The sequence below is a fragment of the Gemmatimonas sp. UBA7669 genome (assembly GCF_002483225.1).
Lineage (GTDB): Bacteria > Gemmatimonadota > Gemmatimonadetes > Gemmatimonadales > Gemmatimonadaceae > Gemmatimonas.
This window is the reverse complement of the sequence record NZ_DLHL01000051.1, coordinates 171,466-190,022: the sequence shown is the minus strand read 5'-3', so window position 1 is coordinate 190,022 and position 18,557 is coordinate 171,466. Positions and strand designations below refer to the sequence as shown.

The following is an 18,557-nucleotide window of genomic DNA, read 5'->3' as shown; positions in this document are numbered from 1 at the left end:
GAAGGACGCGAACTCGCCCCGCAGTGGAGGCGTAGTGGCGGTCACGTTCCCGTGTGGCCGCCCTTACCCCTCCTTCGGGGACTGAACCAGGGCACTCGTCCGCCGGCCTTCACGCGTTCTGGTCCGCCAGAAGACGCGGAACAGCAGCAGGCCGCCAGCAAGTGCTCCATAGAGGATCGGCTGCGTCAGATCCTTCTTTACTGCCCATGCAAAATGAAAACAGGCCAATATGACCGAAACGTATACCAATGCATGAAGCTTGTTCCATCTTGACCCACCCAGGCGCCGAATACTCGCCTTTGTGGACGTGAGCGCCAGGGGAATCATGAGCGTGAAGGCGCCCATGCCGAGGGTGATGTAGAGGTGCTCGGTAATGTCCTTGATGATCTCGCCCCAGTCGAAGAACCAGTCGAGGACCGTGTACACCGACAAGTGCGCGGCCGTCCAGAAGAAGGCGGCGAGCCCGAGAAACCGTCGCTGGGCTACGAGCCAGCCCCAGCCGGTGAGGCGCATGAGGGGCGTGACAGCGAGACTGGCGATGAGGAAGCGCAGCGCCCAGGCTCCGGACTCCCGCTCCAGCTTGTCGATGGGGTCAGCGCCCAATTGGTCGAGCAGGAGCCGCCCCACCATCCAGGGGAGCGGGAACAGCACGACAGCCCAGAGGGCGGGACGCAGCACGCGCCGAACGATGGGTTCGGCGCGCGCGATCAGGCCTGCCCGGGCGGGGGCGGCAGTGGCTCCGGCACTCACCGTCCGGCGCTCAATAGAACTTGCGCAGGTCCATGCCGGCGTAGAGCGACGCGACCTGGTCGGCGTAGCCGTTGAACGGCAGTGTGTTGCGCTTCAGGAACTCGCCGATGCGGCGTTCCTTGGCCTGGCTCCAGCGCGGGTGATCGACCGCGGGGTTCACGTTGGCGTAGAACCCATACTCCCGCGGATTCGCGTCCGACCAGGTGGTGTTGGGCATGGCTTCCGTGAAGCGGATCTTGACGATGCTCTTGATGCCCTTGAAGCCGTACTTCCAGGGCACCACCAGACGCAGTGGGGCACCGTTCTGGTTGGGCAGCGGCTTGCCGTACATGCCCGTGGCAAAGAGCGTGAGCGGATGCATGGCTTCATCCATGCGCAGGCCCTCCTTGTAGGGCCAGGGCAGCACCGCGGACCGCTGGCCGGGCATGCGGCGCGGGTCGAACAGCGTGGTGAACTCCACGAACTTGGCGCTGGGCAGGGGCTCAAGACGGTTGATGATGTCGCGGAGCTGAATACCCTGCCACGGAATGACCATCGACCAGGCCTCGACGCAGCGCATGCGGTAGGTGCGGTCGTAGACGGTCAGTCGGCCCAGCAGCTCGTTGATGTCGTAGGGCCGCGGATTCTTGACGAGGCCTTCGACATTCACCGTCCAGGGCGTGGCGCGGAAGTCCTTGGCGTTCTCGGCCGGATCTTCCTTGCTGGTGCCGAACTCGTAGAAGTTGTTGTACGTCGTGGCGTCTTTTTCGGGCGTAATGTCGTCTTTCTGTCGCTCTGCTGCTCCCATATTGGCCGGTGCGACGAGGGCGCCAAGTGCCAGGGTTCCGGCCGTGCCAATGAAGGCGCGGCGGTTCTGGTACAGGCCTTCCGGAGTAATTTCGGAGGACGGGATGTCGTCGGGTCGGCGAATGAGCATCGGTCGGTCGGGAAAGAGGGACAATCTACAATACTAGCGCTTGGGCGGGTCGAGGGTTCCCGAACTGCGCCGAATGCACCAAGCCGGCGTCAGTCCAGCGTCTTCGAGAACCTTCGCACGCTCCCCGTAAGCAGCACCGCCCCCAGCGCCGCGAGGGCCCCGAGCTGCGGCAGCAGGTCACGCAGCCCAACGCCCTTGAGCAGCACGCCCCGCAGCACATCCAGGAAATAGGTCAGCGGCAGCGCCAGCCCCACAAACTGTGCCGGCTCGGGCATGGCCGCGCGCGGGAAGATGTAGCCCGACAGGAGAATGTTGGGCAGCATGAAGAAGAAGCTGAGCTGCATGGCCTGCGCCTGACTTCGCGCAAAGGTGCTGATAAGCAGCCCAACGCCAAGCGAGGCGACGATGAACACCAGCGCAATGGCGTAGAGGAGCAGCAGATTGCCACGCACGGGCACGTCAAACACCAGCACGCCCAGCAACAGCACCACGGACATCTGCACGTAGCCCACCAGCACGAAGGGCACGAGCTTGCCCAGCATGAGACTGGTCTTGCCAATGGGCGTGACGATGAGCTGCTCCAGCGTGCCGCGCTCGCGTTCGCGCACGATGGCCGTGCTGGTGATGAGTGTCATGGTGATGGTGAGCAGAATGCCCACGATGCCTGGCACGATGAACGTGGCGCTCTTCTGCGCCGGGTTGTACCACGGCCGCACGCGGATCTCCACTGGTGCGCGCAGGGCCACACGCTCTGCCAGCAGCTGCGCGCTGCGTGCCTGCGCCGCAAGCTGCGCACCGGCAATGGCTGCGCCACTCGACTGCGGATCGGCCGCATCGATGAGCAGTTGTGCCCGGCCCGTCTGTCCACGACGAATGTCGCGCTGGTACTCCGGCGGAATGATCAGTGCCACGCGCGCGGCCCCACGCTCAATCCAGCGCCGCGCCTCCTCGCGCCCCGATACCGACGCCACCACCCGAAAGTTGTCGGTATTCTCCAACACCTGAATGAGCGCGCGGCTCTCGCCCGTGCGTGAGGCATCCACCACCACCGTGGGCAGTCGGCGCACGTCCGTTTGAATGGCGTAGCCAAAGAGCATGAGCTGAATGGCCGGCAACCCCGTCATCAGTGCAAACGTGAGCCGGTCGCGACGGAGCTGCAAAAACTCCTTCCAGAGCATGGGCCACAGGGTCCAGCGACGGACGCGCGCCAGCAAACCGGAGTCCACGCGGCCCGTCATGCCTTCACCTCCTGCTCGTCACGCTGCTGCAGCATGACAAACACGTCCTCCACACTGCGTGCGCCAAACTGCTGCACAATTTCCGCCGGCGTGCCCACGCCAATCAGATGACCACGCGACAGGAAGGCCAGCCGCTGGCAGCGCTCGGCTTCGTCCATGTAGTGTGTCGTCACCAGCACCGTGGTGCCGCTGCCCGCCAACTCGTAGATCGTGTCCCAGAACGTGCGACGCGCTGCCGGGTCCACACCGGCCGTGGGTTCGTCGAGAAACACGAGGTCGGGGTGATGCGCCGTGGCGCAGGCCAACGCGAGACGCTGCTTCCATCCACCGCTCAGCGTGCCGGCACGCTGCTTGAGCCGCGCCCCGAGTCCCAAGCGCGCGATGTGCTCCGCCAAACGCTGATCGCGTGCGCGTCCCACCAGCCCGTACACCGAGGCATAGAAGCGCAGGTTCTCCTGCACCGTGAGTTCGTCATACAGCCCATAGCGCTGCGACATGTAGCCAATGCGTCGCCTGACCTGCTCGGACTGTGTGCTGATGTCAAATCCCGCCACGGTGGCCGAGCCACTCGTTGGCAGAACCAATCCGCAGAGCATGCGAATGGTGGTCGTCTTTCCGGAGCCGTTTGGCCCCAGCAGACCGAACACCTGGCCGCGCGGAATTTCGAGATCGAGCCCATGCACCGCGATCAATGCCCCAAACTGTTTGTGCAGGGCGTGTGTGCGTACAACCGGTCCCGCGGCGGCTGCACTCACGGCGCGGCCGCTGCCGGCAATCGCACCGTGATGGGCAGCCCAGCCCGCAGCGTCGCGCCATTGGACGCGACAGGTGCCGCGAACTCGATCTTCACACCGAACAGCAGATCGGCGCGCTCCTGTTCGGTAAGCGCCACACGCGGCGTGAATTCCGCACGCGAACTCACGGACACCACGCGCCCCACAAAGCGGGCACTGTCGCCGTCCAGCCAGGCGGTCACCGAATCGCCGATCTTGAGACGGGACAGCACGGCCGACGACACATAGACCCGCGCCCAGGGCCGCGAAGGCTGCCCAACCGAAATTGCGCTTTGCCCTGCGCCGAGCACCTCGCCAGGTTCGACGTGCCGACTGGTCACCACACCATCGACCGGTGCGCGCAACACGAGATCACCAGCCGTGGCCCGCCAGGCCTCTACGGCCGCACGCGCACTCTGCGCTTCCGCTACGGCGGCCTCGCGCCGCTCTCGCCGGGCTCCCTCCTCCACCAGCCGCAACGCCTCGCGCGCTGCATCGCGGCGCGAGGCCGACACCTGCACCGCGGCGCGGGCTGCCCCCAACTGCTGCCGGCTGATGTCGCCACGCGCCGCCAAGGGCTCCAGACGCGCCAGGTCGGCGGCCGCCCGCTCCGCCTCGGCGGTCGCCGCCTCGGCCTCGGCCCGGGCCCGCCCGATTTCCGCCGGCCGTGCGCCGCGAGCGAGTTCCTCGGCCGCACGTGCGGCAGCCACGGCCCGCGCCTCGAGCTGCTCACCCGTGGCCGCCAAGGTGGGGGTACTGAAGACCACCAACGTGTCGCCAATCGTCACCGCGTCGCCTTCGTCCACGAGCACGCGCAGGGCACGGGCCGGCTGCAGCGGTCCCACATCCACTTCCACCTGTTCCAGCGTACCGACCACTGTGCCGTCGTCTTGCGCGGACTGGCAGGCGCCGAGCGCCGAGGCCAGCATGAGCGGAATCCAGCAGCGACGGAGTTTGGGCAGGGGAGTGCGGGGCACGGGGCGTCCAGCTGGATGTGGGGGAGCCGGTATGTTTGCAGGGCTCCCCAATCGTCACTCGCCGGCGCGTCCGCGTCAAACGGGTCTGTGCCGCTGCGCCAACACGCTATCTTTCAGGAATGTCCGATTCCAGCACGATCGACGGTGGCAGCATGCCGCCGGCCCTCGCCAAGACCCTGCGTCAGTTTCGTCTGCTCAGCCGGGACGACAAGATGCAGGCGCTGCTGGCCTGGTCACGCAAGCTCGAGCCCTTGCCGGAGCGGTTCGCGGCGCTGGACCGCGAAGCCTTCACGGTGCACGAGTGTCAGACGCGTGTGGACATCTTTCCTGAACATCAGGACGACGGCACCCTGCACTTCTATGCCGACGTCAACGCTCGACAGTCGCCAACCGTGGCCGCCATTCTGGCCATCGTGTTTGCGGCCGTCAACGACCAGCCGCCATCGGTCACGCAGTCACTGCCCACGGATATTGTGCGGCAACTCATGAACGACATTGGGTTGGGTGCCCGCGAAGCGGGTCTCAACGCCATGATCCAGCGACTCAAGCGCTTCGCCGCCTGAATCAGTTCCGGCCGCATTTCGCACAGGCCGAACGCGACTCCTTTCCCTCTCGACATCCGCATGCCCATCACCATTACGGTCCGCAAGAACGGTTCGCTTGGCATCAACGCCGAAGACGCAGCACAGATCGTGTTGCTCGACCACGAGGGCAAGGTCATTCCGCCCCGTGCCGAAGGCCGCCCGATGTCGCTCTGCCGCTGCGGCGCGTCCAAGGTGAAGCCGTTCTGCGATGGGTCGCACAAGGAGCTGGGCTTCATCGATCCGGCCGACCCCATGGACAACCCGGACCTTCCACAGGGCTGACGCACCATGATTGGCACGCTGCTCAACTGGTGGGCGTGGACGGAGACGGTGCTGTGTGTCATCGTCGGGACGCCAATCGTGGCCCTCGTGTACGCGTTCACCGCACCCTTCGACAAGGGGCGGTACGCGGCGGGTCGCGCCTTCCGGTTGGTAGCGGTGTGTGCCACGCGCATCAACGGGCTCTGGTCCTTTCGTGTGCGTGGTCGCCTCGCCGACCCACGTCGCCCCTACGTGGTGGTGGCCAACCACGAGTCCTACGCCGATGTCTTCCTCATCAGCTTCTTTCCCTGGGAAATGAAGTGGCTGAGCAAGGACACGATGTTCAAGATTCCGTGCATGGGCTGGATGATGCAGATGGCCGGCGACATCAAGCTCGTGCGCGGTGACCGGGACAGCACACTCAACGCCATTGCGCAGTGCCGTGATCGCCTGGCCAAGCGGGTGAGTGTCATGATCTTCCCCGAGGGTACGCGCTCGCGCACACAGGAGATGCTGCCCTTCAAGGACGGTGCCTTCCGTCTGGCCATCGAGGCCCAGGCCCCGGTGCTGCCCATTGCAGTGGCCGGCACGCGCAACGCGATGGCCAAGGGCACGTTCAAGTTTCTGCGCGCGCGCGCCATGGCGCAGGTGCTCGAACCCATCGACACCACCGGCATGACCCTGAACGACATCCCGACACTCAAGGCCAAGACGCGTGAGCGCATCGAAGCGGGGCGGCGTGCGCTGGCGGCGGAGTTGGGCATCCACATGGCACCGCGGGAAGCCGCCGAACCGGCCGGCGTGTAGCGCGCATCGTGTGAGCATGGCGCACGATCAGGTCCCGGCCACCGAGGAGGCGCTCGACGAGCGCCTTTCGCGTCCCGATCAGGAAACGATTGACGCACTCACCGCGCTCGACGGCGATGTCATCGTGCTGGGCGCTGGCGGCAAAATGGGCCCCACCGTCGCGCGCATGGCGCGTCGTGCGCTGGGCATCAGCGCGCGGCGGGTGATGGCCGTTTCGCGCTTCAGTGACACCGGCGCAGCGGAGGCCCTCGCGGCATCAGGCGTCGAGGTACTGCGTGCGGATCTTGCCGACCCAGAGCAGGTGGCAGCGCTGCCCTACGCCGCGAATGTGTTGTGGATGGCAGGACAGAAGTTCGGCACCACCGGTGACCCGGTTGGCACCTGGACGCACAACGTGGTGGCGAGCGTCCATGCCGCCGAGCGCTATGCCGGTGCGCGTATCGTGTGCTTCTCCACGGGCAACGTGTATGGACGAAGCGCCGTGTCACGCGGTGGCTCGCAGGAGGGTGATGGTCTGGTGCCCGATGGCGAGTATGCCGCCAGCACCATAGGCCGCGAACGGGTGTTCGAGAGCGTGACGCGGCGAACGGGTTCCCCACTGCTCCTGTATCGGTTGTTCTATGCCTGTGACCTGCGCTACGGCGTGGTCACCGAAATCGCGCGCAAGGTGCTGCACGGCGAGCCGGTGGACCTCAGCACGGGTTGGGTGAACGTGATCTGGCAGGGTGATGCCAACCGCCTGGCGTTGCGCGGGCTGGCTGTGGCCAGTGCGCCGGCCACGGCACTCAATGTCACCGGGCCCATGGTGCGCGTGCGTGAGATCGCCGAACGCTGCGCGCTGTACGCGGGTGTGTCGCCACGATTTGCCGGACGCGAAGGCGATGAGGCCTTGGTGGCCAACGTGCATCGTCTGGGCGACGAACTGCCGTACACCGCCCTGCCGTTGGAAACCCTGTGCGCCTGGGCGGTGGACTGGATGCGCAGCAATGGGCGTCTGCTGAACAAGCCGACAAAGTTCGAGGTGCGCGATGGGCGTTTCTGACGCAACACCCGCGTTCTCCATGCGCGGGGCGCTGCAGTCGGGGCTTGTCATTCCCGCACACCCGTTGGCGCTCACGCCCTCGCGCACCATGGACGAAGCGCACCAGCGCGCACTCACGCGCTACTACGTGGCTGCGGGTGCGGGTGGCATAGCGGTGGGTGTGCACACCACCGGCTTTCCCATCCACGACGACAAGATCGGCCTGTATCGGCCGGTGCTCGAACTCGCGGCGGAGACCGCGACGGCGGCCCTGGCTTCGTCACCGCGGCCCTTCGTGCGTGTGGCCGGACTCCTTGGTGACACGGCCCAGGCGCTGCGTGAAGCCCAGGTGGCGCTCGCACTCGGCTATCACTGCGGGCTGCTCTCGCTCGGTGCGTGGCGTGACGCCACGGACGTGCAGATTCTTGCGCACTGCCGGCGGGTGGCCGAGGCCATCCCGCTGTTTGGTTTCTACCTGCAGCCTGCGGTTGGCGGACGCCGACTTTCCTACACGTTCTGGAGGGAGTTCGCGGAGATTCCGCAGGTGGTGGCCATCAAGGTTGCGCCGTTCGACCGCTACGCCACACTCGATGTGGTGCGTGCGCTCGCCGACGCGGGCCGCGACGACATTGCACTGTACACGGGCAACGACGACGCGATCGTGTCCGACCTGGTGACTGATGTGCCAGTCACGAGCGGGGGACGCGCGTATACGCGGCACTTTGTAGGCGGTCTGCTTGGGCAGTGGGCCGTGTGGACGCATCGCGCGGTATCCATGCTGCGCGAGATGCAGGACTGGCGCGCGTCTGGCGCCACATCCGTCCCGCGCGCGTGGCTCACGCGCGGCGCCGCGCTGACCATGGCCAACGCCGTGATCTTCGACGCGGCGCATGGATACACCGGCTGTCTGCCGGGCATCCTCGAGGTGCTGCGTTTGCAGGGTCTGGTGCGTGGCTGCTGGACGTTTGACACACACGAACGCTTGTCACCAGGGCAGGCCGAGGCCATTGCGCGGTTGTCTGCGCAGTATCCGGAACTGGTGGATGATGCGTTTGTGGCCGAGCACCGGGATGCGTGGTTGGCCTGAGTGGCATCATTCGCGACAGCTCTGACTGCAGTGCTCTGCGCCCTCAGCGGCCTCCTTTTCTCTGCGTGAGCTGTTGACGATCCGGCCACACGACGAGTGCTGGTGTGGCAGAAGGACTTTTCAACAACCTTGTCGCGGATGACACGGATTTGGCGGAAACAGCACGGATAAGAAACAATGAACAACGTTCACGCCACGGCGCACGTTGCAGCTGATCCGTGTCGTTTCCGTCCAATCCGCGTCATCCGCGACAGGGCTGTTGAACCCCGACCGCCGTTCTCCCAAACGATCAGGCAAGCCAGCGCTTGTGCCAGGAATCCCGCGCCGGGCGCTCGAACTGTGAACGCCACTCGCCCACCGTGGTGATGAGTGTGTCGAACACGGAGGTATCCGGACCAGCCTCACCCGCTGCAATGGCCGAACGAAATGACGCCCGATCGGTGGCGACAATTGCCCCATCGGGGCGGCGCCAGTACACCAGGCCGCTTGGCACCAGCGACACCGACAGCTCAGCCTCCACGGTCTGCAATTGCCGGAACAGCGCGTCGATGGAACATCCGGACGCCTGACTGGCCTGCTCATCCACCGCGATGGCCAGAAAACGATCATCACGCCAGTCGCGCGCGCAGACCAGCGGCACACCGTGTGCGCGCCACACGGCGAGATGCGCATCGACGGTCCGCAACACACGCGACGCGGCGTCCCCCGTGACGGGAGACGCCGCGCCGAACACCCACAGCCGCGCCGAGTCCGGCAGCGTGTCGAACGATACAGTTGGCATGCCGAAGCTTAGGGCGTCTTGCTGCTGCCGGGCAACTGCAGCATGGGCAAGCCACCGCCAGTGACCTGCGGCATCTGGCCGTTCCAGCGCTTCGCCATTTCGTACTGCACCAGGTTGCCGGTGATGCTGCGCGAGAGCAGTTCGTTGGCCTTGGCCTGCGCCTCGGCCTCCGTGAGAATGGCCTTGGCCCGACCCGCCGCCTTGATGCTGTCGCCCTGCGCCTGGAAGGTGTTCTTCTGCAGCTCGTTCTGCGCCGTGAGCGCCTGCTGCTGCATGACGTTCTTGAGCGAGATCGCGTCCATGACCGCCTGCGGCGCGCGGAATTCGTTCAGCGTGAACTGCTTCACGCTGATGCCGTAGGGATCGAGTCGCTTCTGCAGCTGCACCTGTGTCTGCGTCACCACCTCGGCCTTTTTGGGACCGAGAATGGCCGCGATCTCCTCCTGCCCCACCACTTCCTGCAGCGACTGACGGATGGCCTGCTTGATGAAGCCCTGCGCGATCGTCTGCACATCCGTGCGGAACGTCTGATACAGCGCCGGCACCTTGGCACCATCCAGCTCGAACGACATCGACACGTCGAGTGACAGCGGCTGGCCTTCCACCGAGTTCACGTTGATTTCGTCGTTGCGCCCGCTGCCCGACGTGATGTCACGGGTGAGCACGAGCGTTTGCATGAACGTGGGATACTCCTGAATCTGCGTGAACAGCGGATTGCGCAGGTGGAAGCCCGGACCGAGAGGCTGCGGAGACACACCGCCGCCCGCGCGGTTGATGACGATGCCCACGTGCCCGGGTTCGATGTAGGCCACGGTGGGCCGCAGCAGCAGGAGCAGAGCCACGAGGCCGACAATACCGAGCCCCAGGCGCCGGAATACGCCACCGCCGCCGCCCCCACCACTCACGCCGCCGCCGCGCCCGCTGCCACTCATGGAGTTGCGCATGGCACTGCGCAGCCCCTCGATGGTGGCATCAACCGATGTGGCCATGGACTGCCTCCTCGTAACACTTGGGACACAAAGGCTCACCTGTGGGCAGCCGCACGAGATCTTCCTCGCGCTGCAACCCGTGAAGGGGACAGGTGAGCTCGGCCTGCTTGTCGATCCGCTTGCGATTGGCCGTTTGCCGCAGGCGCCGACCCCACGGCGTGATACCAAGGGCCGTGGCGACAAAAGCGCCCCCCACCGCCAGCAGGGCGATGAACAGGACGCTTTCGATGATGATGACGGTCATGGTCTTGATGATCCCTACGGGACAAGCCGCGCGGAAGTGTCAATCTTCGGCGAGTTTCTCGGGGACCACAGGCTGTGGTGCGTACTCGAGGCTCGTTAACAGCCCACGCAGAGGGGCAGAGAACCGCAGAGGGCGCTGAGAGAAGCGGTCCTGGTCCTGGTCAAGGTCCTGGTCATGGTTCGTTTCGCGGATGACGCGGATGGGGCGGAAAAAACACGGATCAACAACAATTGAAGCTCTAATCCGTGCTGTTTCCGCTTCATCCGTGTCATCCGCGACAAGGTTGTTCAACCCCGACCGCGCCTCTCTGCGAACTCTGCGGTCCTCCGCCCCTCTGCGTGAGCTGTTGACGATCTGGCCGCAACACAAGTGCCTGTGTCGGGCCACGGCATCACGCCACACCAAGCTCGAAGCGCAGCATGTCCGCCAGCGACGGATGTCGCCATGCAAAACCCGCCGCCTGCAGCACCGCAGGCACGACGCGTTGGCTGGCGAGCACCGTGCTGTCCGCCATCTCGCGCCCAAGCGCCAGTCGAAGCGCGAAGGCCGGCGCCGGCAGGAACGCCGGACGATCCAGCACATCTGCGAGCGTGCGCGTGAATTCCGCGTTGGTGACCGGCGTGGGCGCCACGAGATTCACGGGACCGTGCACCGTGTCGTGCCAGAGACAGAAGTGCATGGCGCCGATATGATCGTCGAGCGCGATGGGACTGAGCCACTGCGAGCCATCACCCAGCGGCCCACCCGCACCATACTTGAACAGCGGCAGTTGCTTGGCCAGCGCACCGCCTGCGGCGCCCTGGACGATACCGGTGCGCAGATGCACCACACGAATGCCGGCGCGCGCCGCCGGTTCGGTGGCGCCTTCCCAGGCCTTGCCGACCTCCGCGAGGTAGTCGGTGCCGAGCGCGCTGCGTTCGTTGAGTTCCTCGTCACGCTGCGCGCCGTAAATGCCAATGGCCGATCCGCTCAGCAACACCGCAGGCTTGCGCGAAAGTTTGGCCAGCGTGTGCGCCAGCAGTGACGTGCCTTCCACCCGACTGGTCTTGATGGCTGCACGGTGCGCACTTGTCCAGCGATCGGCAATGGACGCGCCGGCCAGATGCACGACGGCATCCACCCCCTCGAGCGCGGCCGCATCAAGCTGCCCACGGTCGGGATTCCACGAGATGTCCGTGACGCCGGGCACCACTGGCCCACGCCCGATGCGCAGCACACGATGTCCGCCAGTGGACAGGAAGGCCGCGAGCTGTCGTCCAATGAAGCCACTGGCGCCGGTGATGGCTACCGTGAGCCTGGGGCGATTGGCATACGCTGCGTGGCGTGCGATGTCGCCAGCCAGCACCGCGTGCCGATAGCGGAACACGCGCAAGAGCGTGTCATGCACAAAGTTCTTGCCGAACGTGTCGCCGAACGCACCGAGCGGCAGCGCGTAGGCGATGTGGTCCTCGAGCGCGCTGACGGCTGGCTCCACCGGCTCGAAGCGATGGGTGTGCACCCAATGCGCAAAGGGACCCTCACGCTGCACATCGCGGAACTGCCGGTTGGCGATGTAGTCGCGGTGTTCGATATGCCAGGTGGTGGGCACCGGCCCGGCCTGCACGCGCACCACCACCTGCGCGCCATCGCGAATGCCACCCTCCTGCTTCACGACTTCGGGCGCGTCCCAGGGCGGAGACAGACGCAGAAATGCGCCGGGTCGCTCATGCCAGGCGAAGAGCTCGTCGACCGGGACGGGATAGGTGGAGCGCTGGGAGAACTCGTGCATGATGGGTCCTGGCAAGGCGATGACCACAGGAATGCGCGTGATGCCGTCGCGCGGCGGTCGCGCGGCAACTGCATGGCGCTTCCGCCGCGATCGCGATGCTACCAGCCACCCGCGTCGTCGATATCCAGCACACGCCAGCAATACCAACTGGCAACGCTGGCCCACGGGCGCCAGTTCCGCGCGATCTTCTCGAGTCGTGCGGCGTCGGGCAGCGCGCGCGTGCGATAAATGCGCTGCGCGCCCTTGCGCACACCGAGATCGAGCACGGGCAGCACGTCGGGCCTGCCGAGACGGAACATGAGAAACATCTGCGCCGTCCACGGCCCGATGCCACGCACCGGCACCAGTGCGTCGATGACCGCCTGATCGTCGAGCGTGTCCAGCGATTCGATGGGCAGTCGGCCCTCCACCACATGCTGCGCCAGGTCCCGAATGGCGCGCGCCTTGGCGCTGCTCAAGCCGCAGGCACGCATGCTGGCCTCGTCGAGCGCCAACACCTGTTCGGGATGCGGCGCATGCGGATCGCCGCCCAGTCGCTCGGCGAAGCGGCCGTGAATGGTGGCCGCGGCGCCGCCCGAGAGCTGCTGATACACGATGTTGCGCACGAGATGCCCGAAGTGCGTGCCTTCACGTCGCGGCAACATCGTGCAGGGTCCAACCTGCTCGATGACGGCGGCCATGCGGACATCGGCCGCCGCCAGTTCGTCTTGCGCCTGATCGAGCAATCGGCGCGTGAGTCGTACGCGCGCCGGCCTGGCCATCACATCGTGGCCGTGAACATGATGTGCGCCTTGGGCGTGCCGGGCAGCATGAGCCATGGCGAGGTGTTCGACGGCCTGGTGCTGAGTCCGGTCGATTCACCGGTCGCAAACGGCACGTACACCACCATGCTCGATGTGCCGCCGGTGATGGTTCTGGTCGCGACGTTGTAGGCGTTCTTGGGCGCCGTGATCTGATAGAGCGCGGCTGGTTTCTCGGGCATCTTGAGCTTGCCGCTGCGGATGTCGGCGAAGCGCATCGTGTCCACCTTGGCGCCGGTCACGCCCTGGCGACGCAATTCGCGTCCGCGCTCCATGAAGGGATCGATGGTGTCGGCATAGCAGGCCACGTGAAAGCGGTCATCGGCCGGATCATCGGCCAGGCAGAGCATGCCGTTTTTGACGGGCCGCAGCAGTTCGAGCTTGCCGGCCGCCTTGTACCCCATGACGCCGGCCCCTTCGCGCATTTCCGCCGGCAGGGGCAGCACTGCCGAGGCGAGTTGCTGGTCCACCGTCATGACTGCCTGTGCCTGCACGGCCTGCGGCATGGCGAGGAGTGCAGGTAGGACTACAAGTCCGATCCTGGAAAGTCGGGAACGCATCGGGGACTCCGGAAAGATGAAGGGCGGGTGGTGTAACGGAGGGGCAGGGAAAGCGGACTCGGGCGTTCGCCCTATGGTGCAGGCGGCCGGCTGCAGCTAGCGTGTCCATATTCTACCCCTCCCATGCCAGACACGACACCAGCGGTTGCCGACGAGACCCTCATCCGGTTTGCACGCCGGATCTCGCACGACCTGAACAACTTCTCCACGGTCGTGCGCACCTACAGCGAGCTGCTGCTCTCCGAGCTGCCGGCGGACTCGCCCACGCATGCCGACGTCGCGGAGATTCAGCGGGCTGCCGAGAGCATGGTGCAATATCTGCAGCGGGTCACGCGTTTCGCGCGGGCCGGCAGCATGAAGCGCGTGGCGGTCCCGGTGGATCACTCGGTGACCGAGGCCGTGGAGGCCTTCGCGCGTGAGCTGCCAACACGGCCGGTGCAGGTCAACGGCCAGACCGGCGCTGACGTTCATGCGGACCCGGTCTGGTTCCGTGAGGTCCTGATCGAACTGCTGCGCAACGCCAACGACGCCGCGCCGGCAGGGTCGACGGTTGCGGTGCGTCTCGCGCGCGCGGGCGACGCGGTGTCCATCGTGGTGTGCGACCCGGGCCCAGGCTTCCCGTCGTCGCTGCCGGTAGTCGGTGAACCCTTCGTGACGTCGAAGAATGGCGTGCGCGGTGCGGGCCTGGGGCTCGCCCTCACCAACGCTTTTGCTCTTGCCCTTGGCGGCGCGCTGGCGGTTGAGCGTGCGGATGGCGAAACGCGCGTGGGCATCACGCTGCCCCTGTCGCCCTCCGGGCCAGCCTGAGGCGGTCTCCAATCTGGCGCCGGCGGCCAACGCCCCCGACCCAAACCCCGACCCAAACCCCGACCCAAACCCCGACCCAAACCCCGACCGCAGTCCCTGCCGCAGCACTTCCCGTTTCCCTTTTCATTGGTTGCTCATCTCTCATTGATCTATTTCTGTCTCATCCTCCCAATTCGCACTTCTCATTTCTGAAGTCTCAAATGTCAAACGTGAATTATGGCGTAAGCGCGTGCACCGACGAGTGCGTGTGCGTGAGCAACGCCTCGGCTATCCGTTCAAGCGCCAGCACATCCACGGCCGCCTCGAGCTTGACCGCTTCCCGCGGCATGCCGTAGACCACGCAGGTCTCCTCATTCTGCGCGACCGTGTACGCGCCCGCCTCGCGCATGGCCAGCATGCCCTTGGCTCCATCGGCGCCCATGCCGGTGAGAATCGCACCCACCGCATTGCGGCCCGCACTGCGCGCCACACTCTGGAAGAGCACATCCACGGCCGGCCGCTGGTGATGCACCTTGGGTCCGTCTTTCACACGTGCCACCCAGCGTGCACCGCTGGCCTGCACCACCAGGTGCTTGCCACCAGGCGCCACCAGCGCGAGCCCCGGCACGACGTAGTCGCCGTCCTTGGCCTCCTGCACGCGCATCTGACACACACTGTCCAGTCGCTTCGCGAACGACGCCGTGAAGTGCTCGGGCATGTGCTGCACGATCACCGTGCCTGGTGCATCAACGGGGAAGCGGCGCAGCACCACTTCGAGCGCCTGTGTGCCACCGGTGGACGCACCGAGTGCGATGAGCTTGTTGGTGGAGTCGATCGTGGCAATGGCAGGGCGCAGCACCGCGGGGGGCTCTGGTGCATCGACCCGCTTGGTGACGCGCGCGTGTGACGCCGCACGCACGGCCCGCGCGAGTTCCTCCGCCACATCACCCGCCGCCAACGACGAGCCGGGTTTCGCAATGACCTCCACCGCGCCCAGCGAGAGTGCACGCAGCGCCGTCTCACTGTTCTGCGGTGTGAGCGAACTGCACACCACCACCGGCAGCGGGAAGTGCCGCATCAGCTTGGACAGGAAGGACAGGCCGTCCATGCGTGGCATTTCGATGTCGAGCGTGATCACATCGGGGCGCAATTGCGCAATGCGCTCGCGCGCCACATAGGGATCCGTGGCCGTGCCCACCACCTCGATGTCCTCGTGCTTCGACAACGCATCGGTGAGGATGCGTCGCACCAGCGCCGAATCGTCGACGACGAGCACGCGAATCACGCCGGGCGTACGCCCGGGGACTGCGGCGCCCGTTGCGCCATGAGGTGAGGCCAGCAGCGTGCTCACGCGGTTGACGCGGCTCCAGCGGTGTGAAAGAGATAGAGAACGGTCTCGGCACGGCCGTCCTCGAGGCCCACCTGGACGCGGGCCGACGGTTCGTCTTCATCGCGCGAGGGCAGCTCACCCCCGTCGTGCACCCGGGGCGCACTGAGATTGACCACGGCATCGGCACCAGCAATGAGTGGCACCACATGGCCGCAGATCACGTTGGCCACTTCGCCCAGCGCATCACGCTGCAGCGGAAGCTTTTCCGACTCTTCGGCGCCGAGCATGTTGGCGGTGATGGCCGGCAGAATGCCGTGCGACGCGCGCACGACCAGACGGCCGGTCAGCGGGCCACGAAAGTCCACCGACACGGCCACATCGAGCGGGGCCGCGGCCTGTTCGGGCGAGAGTTCGAGCTCCGGAAAGAGGAGCGCGAGCTCCTCAAAAGTCGCTGTCGTCGCTCGCGACAGGGACTGAACCATAGTATTCGACATCGGTGACTCCGGTCATGCGCAGGATGGTCTCGCGCAGGGTCTCCGGCGCGAATGGCTTGCGAACGATCGATGCGCCCAGCTCCTGCAGCGCCTGCAATCGCGTTTCACTGCCTTCGGTCGACACCACAATGACCGGCAGCTGCTCCGTCTCGGGATTGGCGCGCAGACGCCGCAGCATCTCCTCGCCGTTCATGACGGGCATGTTGATGTCGAGCAGCAGCAGGTCCACCCACTGCTCCTGCAGGATGAACAGCCCCTCCTCCCCGTTGCCGGCCTCGTGGACCGTGCCCAGCGGGAGGCCGCTCATCCTGAGCGTCCGGACGACCATCTGCCGCATCACGGCGCTGTCGTCCACCACCAGTACGTTGAATGCCATGTGTCGGTCCGCGTGTCAGAGCGTGCTTTCGGTGCCGTTGATCTTGAGCGTGACCTCACCGGTGGTCACGTCCACCCACATCGTGCGCGACGTCTGCACGCCGCCCGTGTCGTTCGCGTGAATCATCACGCCGTTCTTCCAGAGCAGCTTGCGCAGCGCGATCATGTTGCGCTTGCCGATCTGGAATCTGTCGTCTTCTTCGCGCGCGCCGGCATGGGCTCCGCCGGCCACCTTCACCTGCATGCGCTCCTTCCTGGCGCCCAGCTTGTAGCATTCCTTGAACAGCAGCGGCACGCCGCTGTCCACGAACATGGCGGGTTTGTCCGCCATCTTCGCAGGATCGATGGTCCCCGTGGGGAGCATCACATGCAGCATGCCGGCCACGCCGGCCACCGGGTCGTGCACCACGATGCCCAGGCAACTGCCGAGGGCATATGTGATAAGACGCTCACCCGGCACGTTCGATACCTTGAGGTCGGCCACACCGACCACCTTTTCCGTGGGACGCACGGGCGCGGCGGTCCCCATGGCTACTTCACGTAGACGGCTGGCTGCACGTACCGGAAGCGGTGCGTGAGACCGGTGAGACTCTCCGAGTGCCCGACGAACAGATGCCCACCGGGCCGCAGCAGGGCCCAGTAGCGCTCGACGAGCTGCTGCTGGGTGGCCTTGTCGAAGTAGATCATGACATTGCGGCACAGAATCGCATCGAAGGGCCCGCGCATGGGCCACTGCTCCATCAGGTTGAGCTTGGCGAAGTGCACCAGGCGGCGGAGGGCCGGCTGCGCCTCGTACACGGCGCGCCCCGTGGCCTCGCTGCGTTTGGCCCAGTACTTCTGCAGCCACGCGGCGGGGACGTCCTGCATGCCGTCCACCGGATACACGCCGGCCTTGGCCGTCGCGAGCACGCGATGCGAAATGTCGGTGGCGAGGATCTTCACGTCCCGCGCACTGCTGCCGCCAAACGTCTCCTGGCAGAGCATGGCCAGCGTGTAGGGCTCCTCCCCGCTCGAGCAGCCGGCGCTCCAGATGCGCACGGGGCCGTCGAGATGGGGGAACACCGCGTCACGCAGAAAATCGAAGTGCGTGGCCTCGCGCAGAAAGCTCGTCTTGTTCGTCGTCAGCGCGTCGATCATTTCCGCAAACTCGCGGCGCGACGGCTCCTGCTCGACGAACGTCAGATAGGCATCGAAATCGGACAACCCGAGTTTGCGCAGCCGCTTGGTGAGTCGTGCACGCACCAGGCCTTCCTTCCCCTCGCGCATGCGGATGCCCGCATGATCGTGGAGAAGGCGCGTGATGCGCGCAAACTGCGTCGCCGTCAGTTCGCATTCGGCGAACAGGGCGCTGGTTCCGGGGGCAGTCATTGGACGGGACTACTGGGGCAGTCGCGCAGACATCGGGCAGCGTCATCGCTGCGTCGCATGTGGGGCGCTGACGACACCCGGCGACCGGGGCCGCCGGGTGTCAGACGCAGCGAATCAGGCCGCCTGCTGCGCGGCCTGCAGGGCCTCGATTTCGCTCGTCGCCAGCACCTTGTCGATGTCGAGCAGCAGTTTCACGCGGCCACCCGCCTTGCCGATGCCCAGCAGGAATTCGGTGCGGATGCCGGCGCCGAAGCTCGGCGCATCTTCAATGTCGCCTTCGGCGACGGCCACGACTTCGCTCACCCGATCGACGACGATGCCCGTCTGGATGCCGCGCATCTGCACAACGATGATGCAGCTGTCCTCGGAGTCCTCGGCCGCCATGCCGAACTTGCGGCGCAGATCCGTGATGGGAATGACCTTGCCACGCAGGTTGATCACGCCGCGCACGAACTCCGGCATGCGGGGCACGCGCGTGATGGGCTGCAGGCCGATGATCTCGCTGACCTTGAGAATCTCGAGACCGTATTCCTCGCCCGCGAGGAAGAACGTGAGATACTTGCCGGCGCGGGACTGGGTCAGGGTCGTGGAATCGCTGTGCGTGCTCATGGCTCGCTCGATGGGTTGAGTAGATCGCCGGGTCGCATG

The 18,557-nt window shown here is 65.9% G+C and carries 23 protein-coding genes; 6 read left to right on the top strand and 17 right to left on the bottom strand.

All coding sequences use genetic code 11. From position 1 onward, the window contains the following. Nucleotides 1-63: 63 nt before the first annotated feature. The 5 genes from B2747_RS14990 to B2747_RS14970 all read right to left on the bottom strand — a co-directional run bounded on the left by B2747_RS14990 (nt 64) and on the right by B2747_RS14970 (nt 4,654). The gene (locus B2747_RS14990; protein WP_291162655.1) at nt 64-678 is read right to left on the bottom strand and encodes a sulfite oxidase heme-binding subunit YedZ; all 615 of its coding nucleotides are present in this window, start codon (nt 676-678) and stop codon (nt 64-66) included. Nucleotides 679-760: 82 nt separating this feature from the next. Continuing rightward, a complete protein-coding gene (gene msrP / locus B2747_RS14985) occupies nt 761-1,666 on the bottom strand; it encodes a protein-methionine-sulfoxide reductase catalytic subunit MsrP (protein ID WP_291162652.1) in 906 nt (301 codons plus the stop codon). Nucleotides 1,667-1,755: 89 nt separating this feature from the next. Continuing rightward, complete coding sequence (locus B2747_RS14980; RefSeq protein WP_291162650.1) at nt 1,756-2,904, bottom strand: ABC transporter permease; 1,149 nt, start codon at nt 2,902-2,904, stop codon at nt 1,756-1,758. Beyond that, nucleotides 2,901-3,659 carry an ABC transporter ATP-binding protein gene (locus B2747_RS14975; RefSeq protein ID WP_291162647.1) on the bottom strand — a complete coding sequence of 253 codons (759 nt, stop codon included), beginning with the start codon at nt 3,657-3,659 and terminating at the stop codon, nt 2,901-2,903. The genes B2747_RS14980 and B2747_RS14975 overlap by 4 nt, the downstream gene beginning before the upstream one ends. After that, a complete protein-coding gene (locus B2747_RS14970; RefSeq protein ID WP_291162644.1) occupies nt 3,656-4,654 on the bottom strand; it encodes an HlyD family secretion protein in 999 nt (332 codons plus the stop codon). Before B2747_RS14970 ends, B2747_RS14975 begins: the two co-directional genes overlap by 4 nt. A gap of 119 nt (nt 4,655-4,773) precedes the next feature. Here B2747_RS14970 and B2747_RS14965 point away from each other — a divergent pair, with 119 nt between their 5' ends. The 5 genes from B2747_RS14965 to B2747_RS14945 are packed head-to-tail and all read left to right on the top strand — an operon-like array spanning nt 4,774 to nt 8,414. After that, nucleotides 4,774-5,217, top strand: coding sequence for a SufE family protein (locus B2747_RS14965; RefSeq protein ID WP_291162642.1), 444 nt, complete (start codon nt 4,774-4,776; stop codon nt 5,215-5,217). A gap of 60 nt (nt 5,218-5,277) precedes the next feature. After that, nucleotides 5,278-5,520: a CDGSH iron-sulfur domain-containing protein gene (locus B2747_RS14960; RefSeq protein WP_291162640.1), complete on the top strand. Its 243-nt coding sequence runs from the start codon at nt 5,278-5,280 to the stop codon at nt 5,518-5,520. Nucleotides 5,521-5,526: 6 nt separating this feature from the next. Beyond that, on the top strand, nt 5,527-6,306 hold the full coding sequence (locus B2747_RS14955; protein WP_291162638.1) for a lysophospholipid acyltransferase family protein: 780 nt from the start codon (nt 5,527-5,529) through the stop codon (nt 6,304-6,306). Between the two features lie 16 nt (nt 6,307-6,322). Continuing rightward, the gene (locus B2747_RS14950) at nt 6,323-7,348 is read left to right on the top strand and encodes an NAD-dependent epimerase/dehydratase family protein (protein WP_291162636.1); all 1,026 of its coding nucleotides are present in this window, start codon (nt 6,323-6,325) and stop codon (nt 7,346-7,348) included. After that, entirely contained in the window at nt 7,335-8,414 is a 1,080-nt protein-coding gene (locus B2747_RS14945; protein WP_291162634.1) for a dihydrodipicolinate synthase family protein, read from the top strand. Before B2747_RS14950 ends, B2747_RS14945 begins: the two co-directional genes overlap by 14 nt. Before the next feature lie 289 nt (nt 8,415-8,703). On the opposite strand, the gene B2747_RS14940 is transcribed toward B2747_RS14945, so the two are convergent. From B2747_RS14940 to B2747_RS14915, 6 genes are all read right to left on the bottom strand, one after another. After that, complete coding sequence (locus tag B2747_RS14940) at nt 8,704-9,195, bottom strand: hypothetical protein (protein ID WP_291162632.1); 492 nt, start codon at nt 9,193-9,195, stop codon at nt 8,704-8,706. A gap of 8 nt (nt 9,196-9,203) precedes the next feature. Then, on the bottom strand, nt 9,204-10,184 hold the full coding sequence (locus B2747_RS14935; protein WP_291162629.1) for a prohibitin family protein: 981 nt from the start codon (nt 10,182-10,184) through the stop codon (nt 9,204-9,206). Then, the gene (locus B2747_RS14930) at nt 10,168-10,428 is read right to left on the bottom strand and encodes a hypothetical protein (RefSeq protein ID WP_291162626.1); all 261 of its coding nucleotides are present in this window, start codon (nt 10,426-10,428) and stop codon (nt 10,168-10,170) included. Before B2747_RS14930 ends, B2747_RS14935 begins: the two co-directional genes overlap by 17 nt. A 391-nt stretch (nt 10,429-10,819) precedes the next feature. Beyond that, a complete protein-coding gene (locus B2747_RS14925; protein ID WP_291162623.1) occupies nt 10,820-12,196 on the bottom strand; it encodes a TIGR01777 family oxidoreductase in 1,377 nt (458 codons plus the stop codon). Nucleotides 12,197-12,294: 98 nt separating this feature from the next. Continuing rightward, entirely contained in the window at nt 12,295-12,957 is a 663-nt protein-coding gene (locus B2747_RS14920; RefSeq protein WP_291162952.1) for a DNA-3-methyladenine glycosylase family protein, read from the bottom strand. Next, nucleotides 12,957-13,556: a hypothetical protein gene (locus tag B2747_RS14915; RefSeq protein ID WP_291162620.1), complete on the bottom strand. Its 600-nt coding sequence runs from the start codon at nt 13,554-13,556 to the stop codon at nt 12,957-12,959. Before B2747_RS14915 ends, B2747_RS14920 begins: the two co-directional genes overlap by 1 nt. A 123-nt stretch (nt 13,557-13,679) precedes the next feature. On the opposite strand from B2747_RS14915, the gene B2747_RS14910 reads away from it, so the two are divergent. After that, nucleotides 13,680-14,363 (top strand): HAMP domain-containing sensor histidine kinase, encoded by a 684-nt coding sequence (locus B2747_RS14910; RefSeq protein WP_291162617.1) that lies wholly within the window; start codon nt 13,680-13,682, stop codon nt 14,361-14,363. A 214-nt stretch (nt 14,364-14,577) separates the two neighbouring features. Here the strand turns inward: B2747_RS14910 and B2747_RS14905 are convergent, their stop codons facing one another. From B2747_RS14905 to B2747_RS14880, 6 genes are all read right to left on the bottom strand, one after another. Further along, on the bottom strand, nt 14,578-15,684 hold the full coding sequence (locus tag B2747_RS14905) for a protein-glutamate methylesterase/protein-glutamine glutaminase (protein ID WP_414652201.1): 1,107 nt from the start codon (nt 15,682-15,684) through the stop codon (nt 14,578-14,580). A 5-nt stretch (nt 15,685-15,689) separates the two neighbouring features. Continuing rightward, a complete protein-coding gene (locus B2747_RS14900) occupies nt 15,690-16,166 on the bottom strand; it encodes a chemotaxis protein CheX (protein ID WP_291162611.1) in 477 nt (158 codons plus the stop codon). Further along, entirely contained in the window at nt 16,114-16,542 is a 429-nt protein-coding gene (locus B2747_RS14895; RefSeq protein WP_291162609.1) for a response regulator, read from the bottom strand. Before B2747_RS14895 ends, B2747_RS14900 begins: the two co-directional genes overlap by 53 nt. A gap of 15 nt (nt 16,543-16,557) precedes the next feature. Continuing rightward, nucleotides 16,558-17,070 (bottom strand): chemotaxis protein CheD, encoded by a 513-nt coding sequence (locus tag B2747_RS14890; RefSeq protein ID WP_291162606.1) that lies wholly within the window; start codon nt 17,068-17,070, stop codon nt 16,558-16,560. Between the two features lie 2 nt (nt 17,071-17,072). Next, complete coding sequence (locus B2747_RS14885; RefSeq protein WP_291162605.1) at nt 17,073-17,909, bottom strand: protein-glutamate O-methyltransferase CheR; 837 nt, start codon at nt 17,907-17,909, stop codon at nt 17,073-17,075. 114 nt (nt 17,910-18,023) lie between these two features. After that, a complete protein-coding gene (locus B2747_RS14880; RefSeq protein ID WP_291162602.1) occupies nt 18,024-18,518 on the bottom strand; it encodes a chemotaxis protein CheW in 495 nt (164 codons plus the stop codon). Nucleotides 18,519-18,557: the final 39 nt, after the last annotated feature.

Coding starts and splice junctions, on each gene's coding strand:
- msrP (WP_291162652.1), bottom strand. CDS start 1,666: ATGCTCATTCGCCGACCCGACGACATCCCGTCCTCCGAAATTACTCCG.
- B2747_RS14980 (WP_291162650.1), bottom strand. CDS start 2,904: ATGACGGGCCGCGTGGACTCCGGTTTGCTGGCGCGCGTCCGTCGCTGG.
- B2747_RS14965 (WP_291162642.1), top strand. CDS start 4,774: ATGTCCGATTCCAGCACGATCGACGGTGGCAGCATGCCGCCGGCCCTC.
- B2747_RS14960 (WP_291162640.1), top strand. CDS start 5,278: ATGCCCATCACCATTACGGTCCGCAAGAACGGTTCGCTTGGCATCAAC.
- B2747_RS14955 (WP_291162638.1), top strand. CDS start 5,527: ATGATTGGCACGCTGCTCAACTGGTGGGCGTGGACGGAGACGGTGCTG.
- B2747_RS14950 (WP_291162636.1), top strand. CDS start 6,323: ATGGCGCACGATCAGGTCCCGGCCACCGAGGAGGCGCTCGACGAGCGC.
- B2747_RS14945 (WP_291162634.1), top strand. CDS start 7,335: ATGGGCGTTTCTGACGCAACACCCGCGTTCTCCATGCGCGGGGCGCTG.
- B2747_RS14940 (WP_291162632.1), bottom strand. CDS start 9,195: ATGCCAACTGTATCGTTCGACACGCTGCCGGACTCGGCGCGGCTGTGG.
- B2747_RS14935 (WP_291162629.1), bottom strand. CDS start 10,184: ATGGCCACATCGGTTGATGCCACCATCGAGGGGCTGCGCAGTGCCATG.
- B2747_RS14930 (WP_291162626.1), bottom strand. CDS start 10,428: ATGACCGTCATCATCATCGAAAGCGTCCTGTTCATCGCCCTGCTGGCG.
- B2747_RS14925 (WP_291162623.1), bottom strand. CDS start 12,196: ATGCACGAGTTCTCCCAGCGCTCCACCTATCCCGTCCCGGTCGACGAG.
- B2747_RS14920 (WP_291162952.1), bottom strand. CDS start 12,957: ATGGCCAGGCCGGCGCGCGTACGACTCACGCGCCGATTGCTCGATCAG.
- B2747_RS14915 (WP_291162620.1), bottom strand. CDS start 13,556: ATGCGTTCCCGACTTTCCAGGATCGGACTTGTAGTCCTACCTGCACTC.
- B2747_RS14910 (WP_291162617.1), top strand. CDS start 13,680: ATGCCAGACACGACACCAGCGGTTGCCGACGAGACCCTCATCCGGTTT.
- B2747_RS14900 (WP_291162611.1), bottom strand. CDS start 16,166: ATGTCGAATACTATGGTTCAGTCCCTGTCGCGAGCGACGACAGCGACT.
- B2747_RS14895 (WP_291162609.1), bottom strand. CDS start 16,542: ATGGCATTCAACGTACTGGTGGTGGACGACAGCGCCGTGATGCGGCAG.
- B2747_RS14890 (WP_291162606.1), bottom strand. CDS start 17,070: ATGGGGACCGCCGCGCCCGTGCGTCCCACGGAAAAGGTGGTCGGTGTG.
- B2747_RS14885 (WP_291162605.1), bottom strand. CDS start 17,909: ATGACTGCCCCCGGAACCAGCGCCCTGTTCGCCGAATGCGAACTGACG.
- B2747_RS14880 (WP_291162602.1), bottom strand. CDS start 18,518: ATGAGCACGCACAGCGATTCCACGACCCTGACCCAGTCCCGCGCCGGC.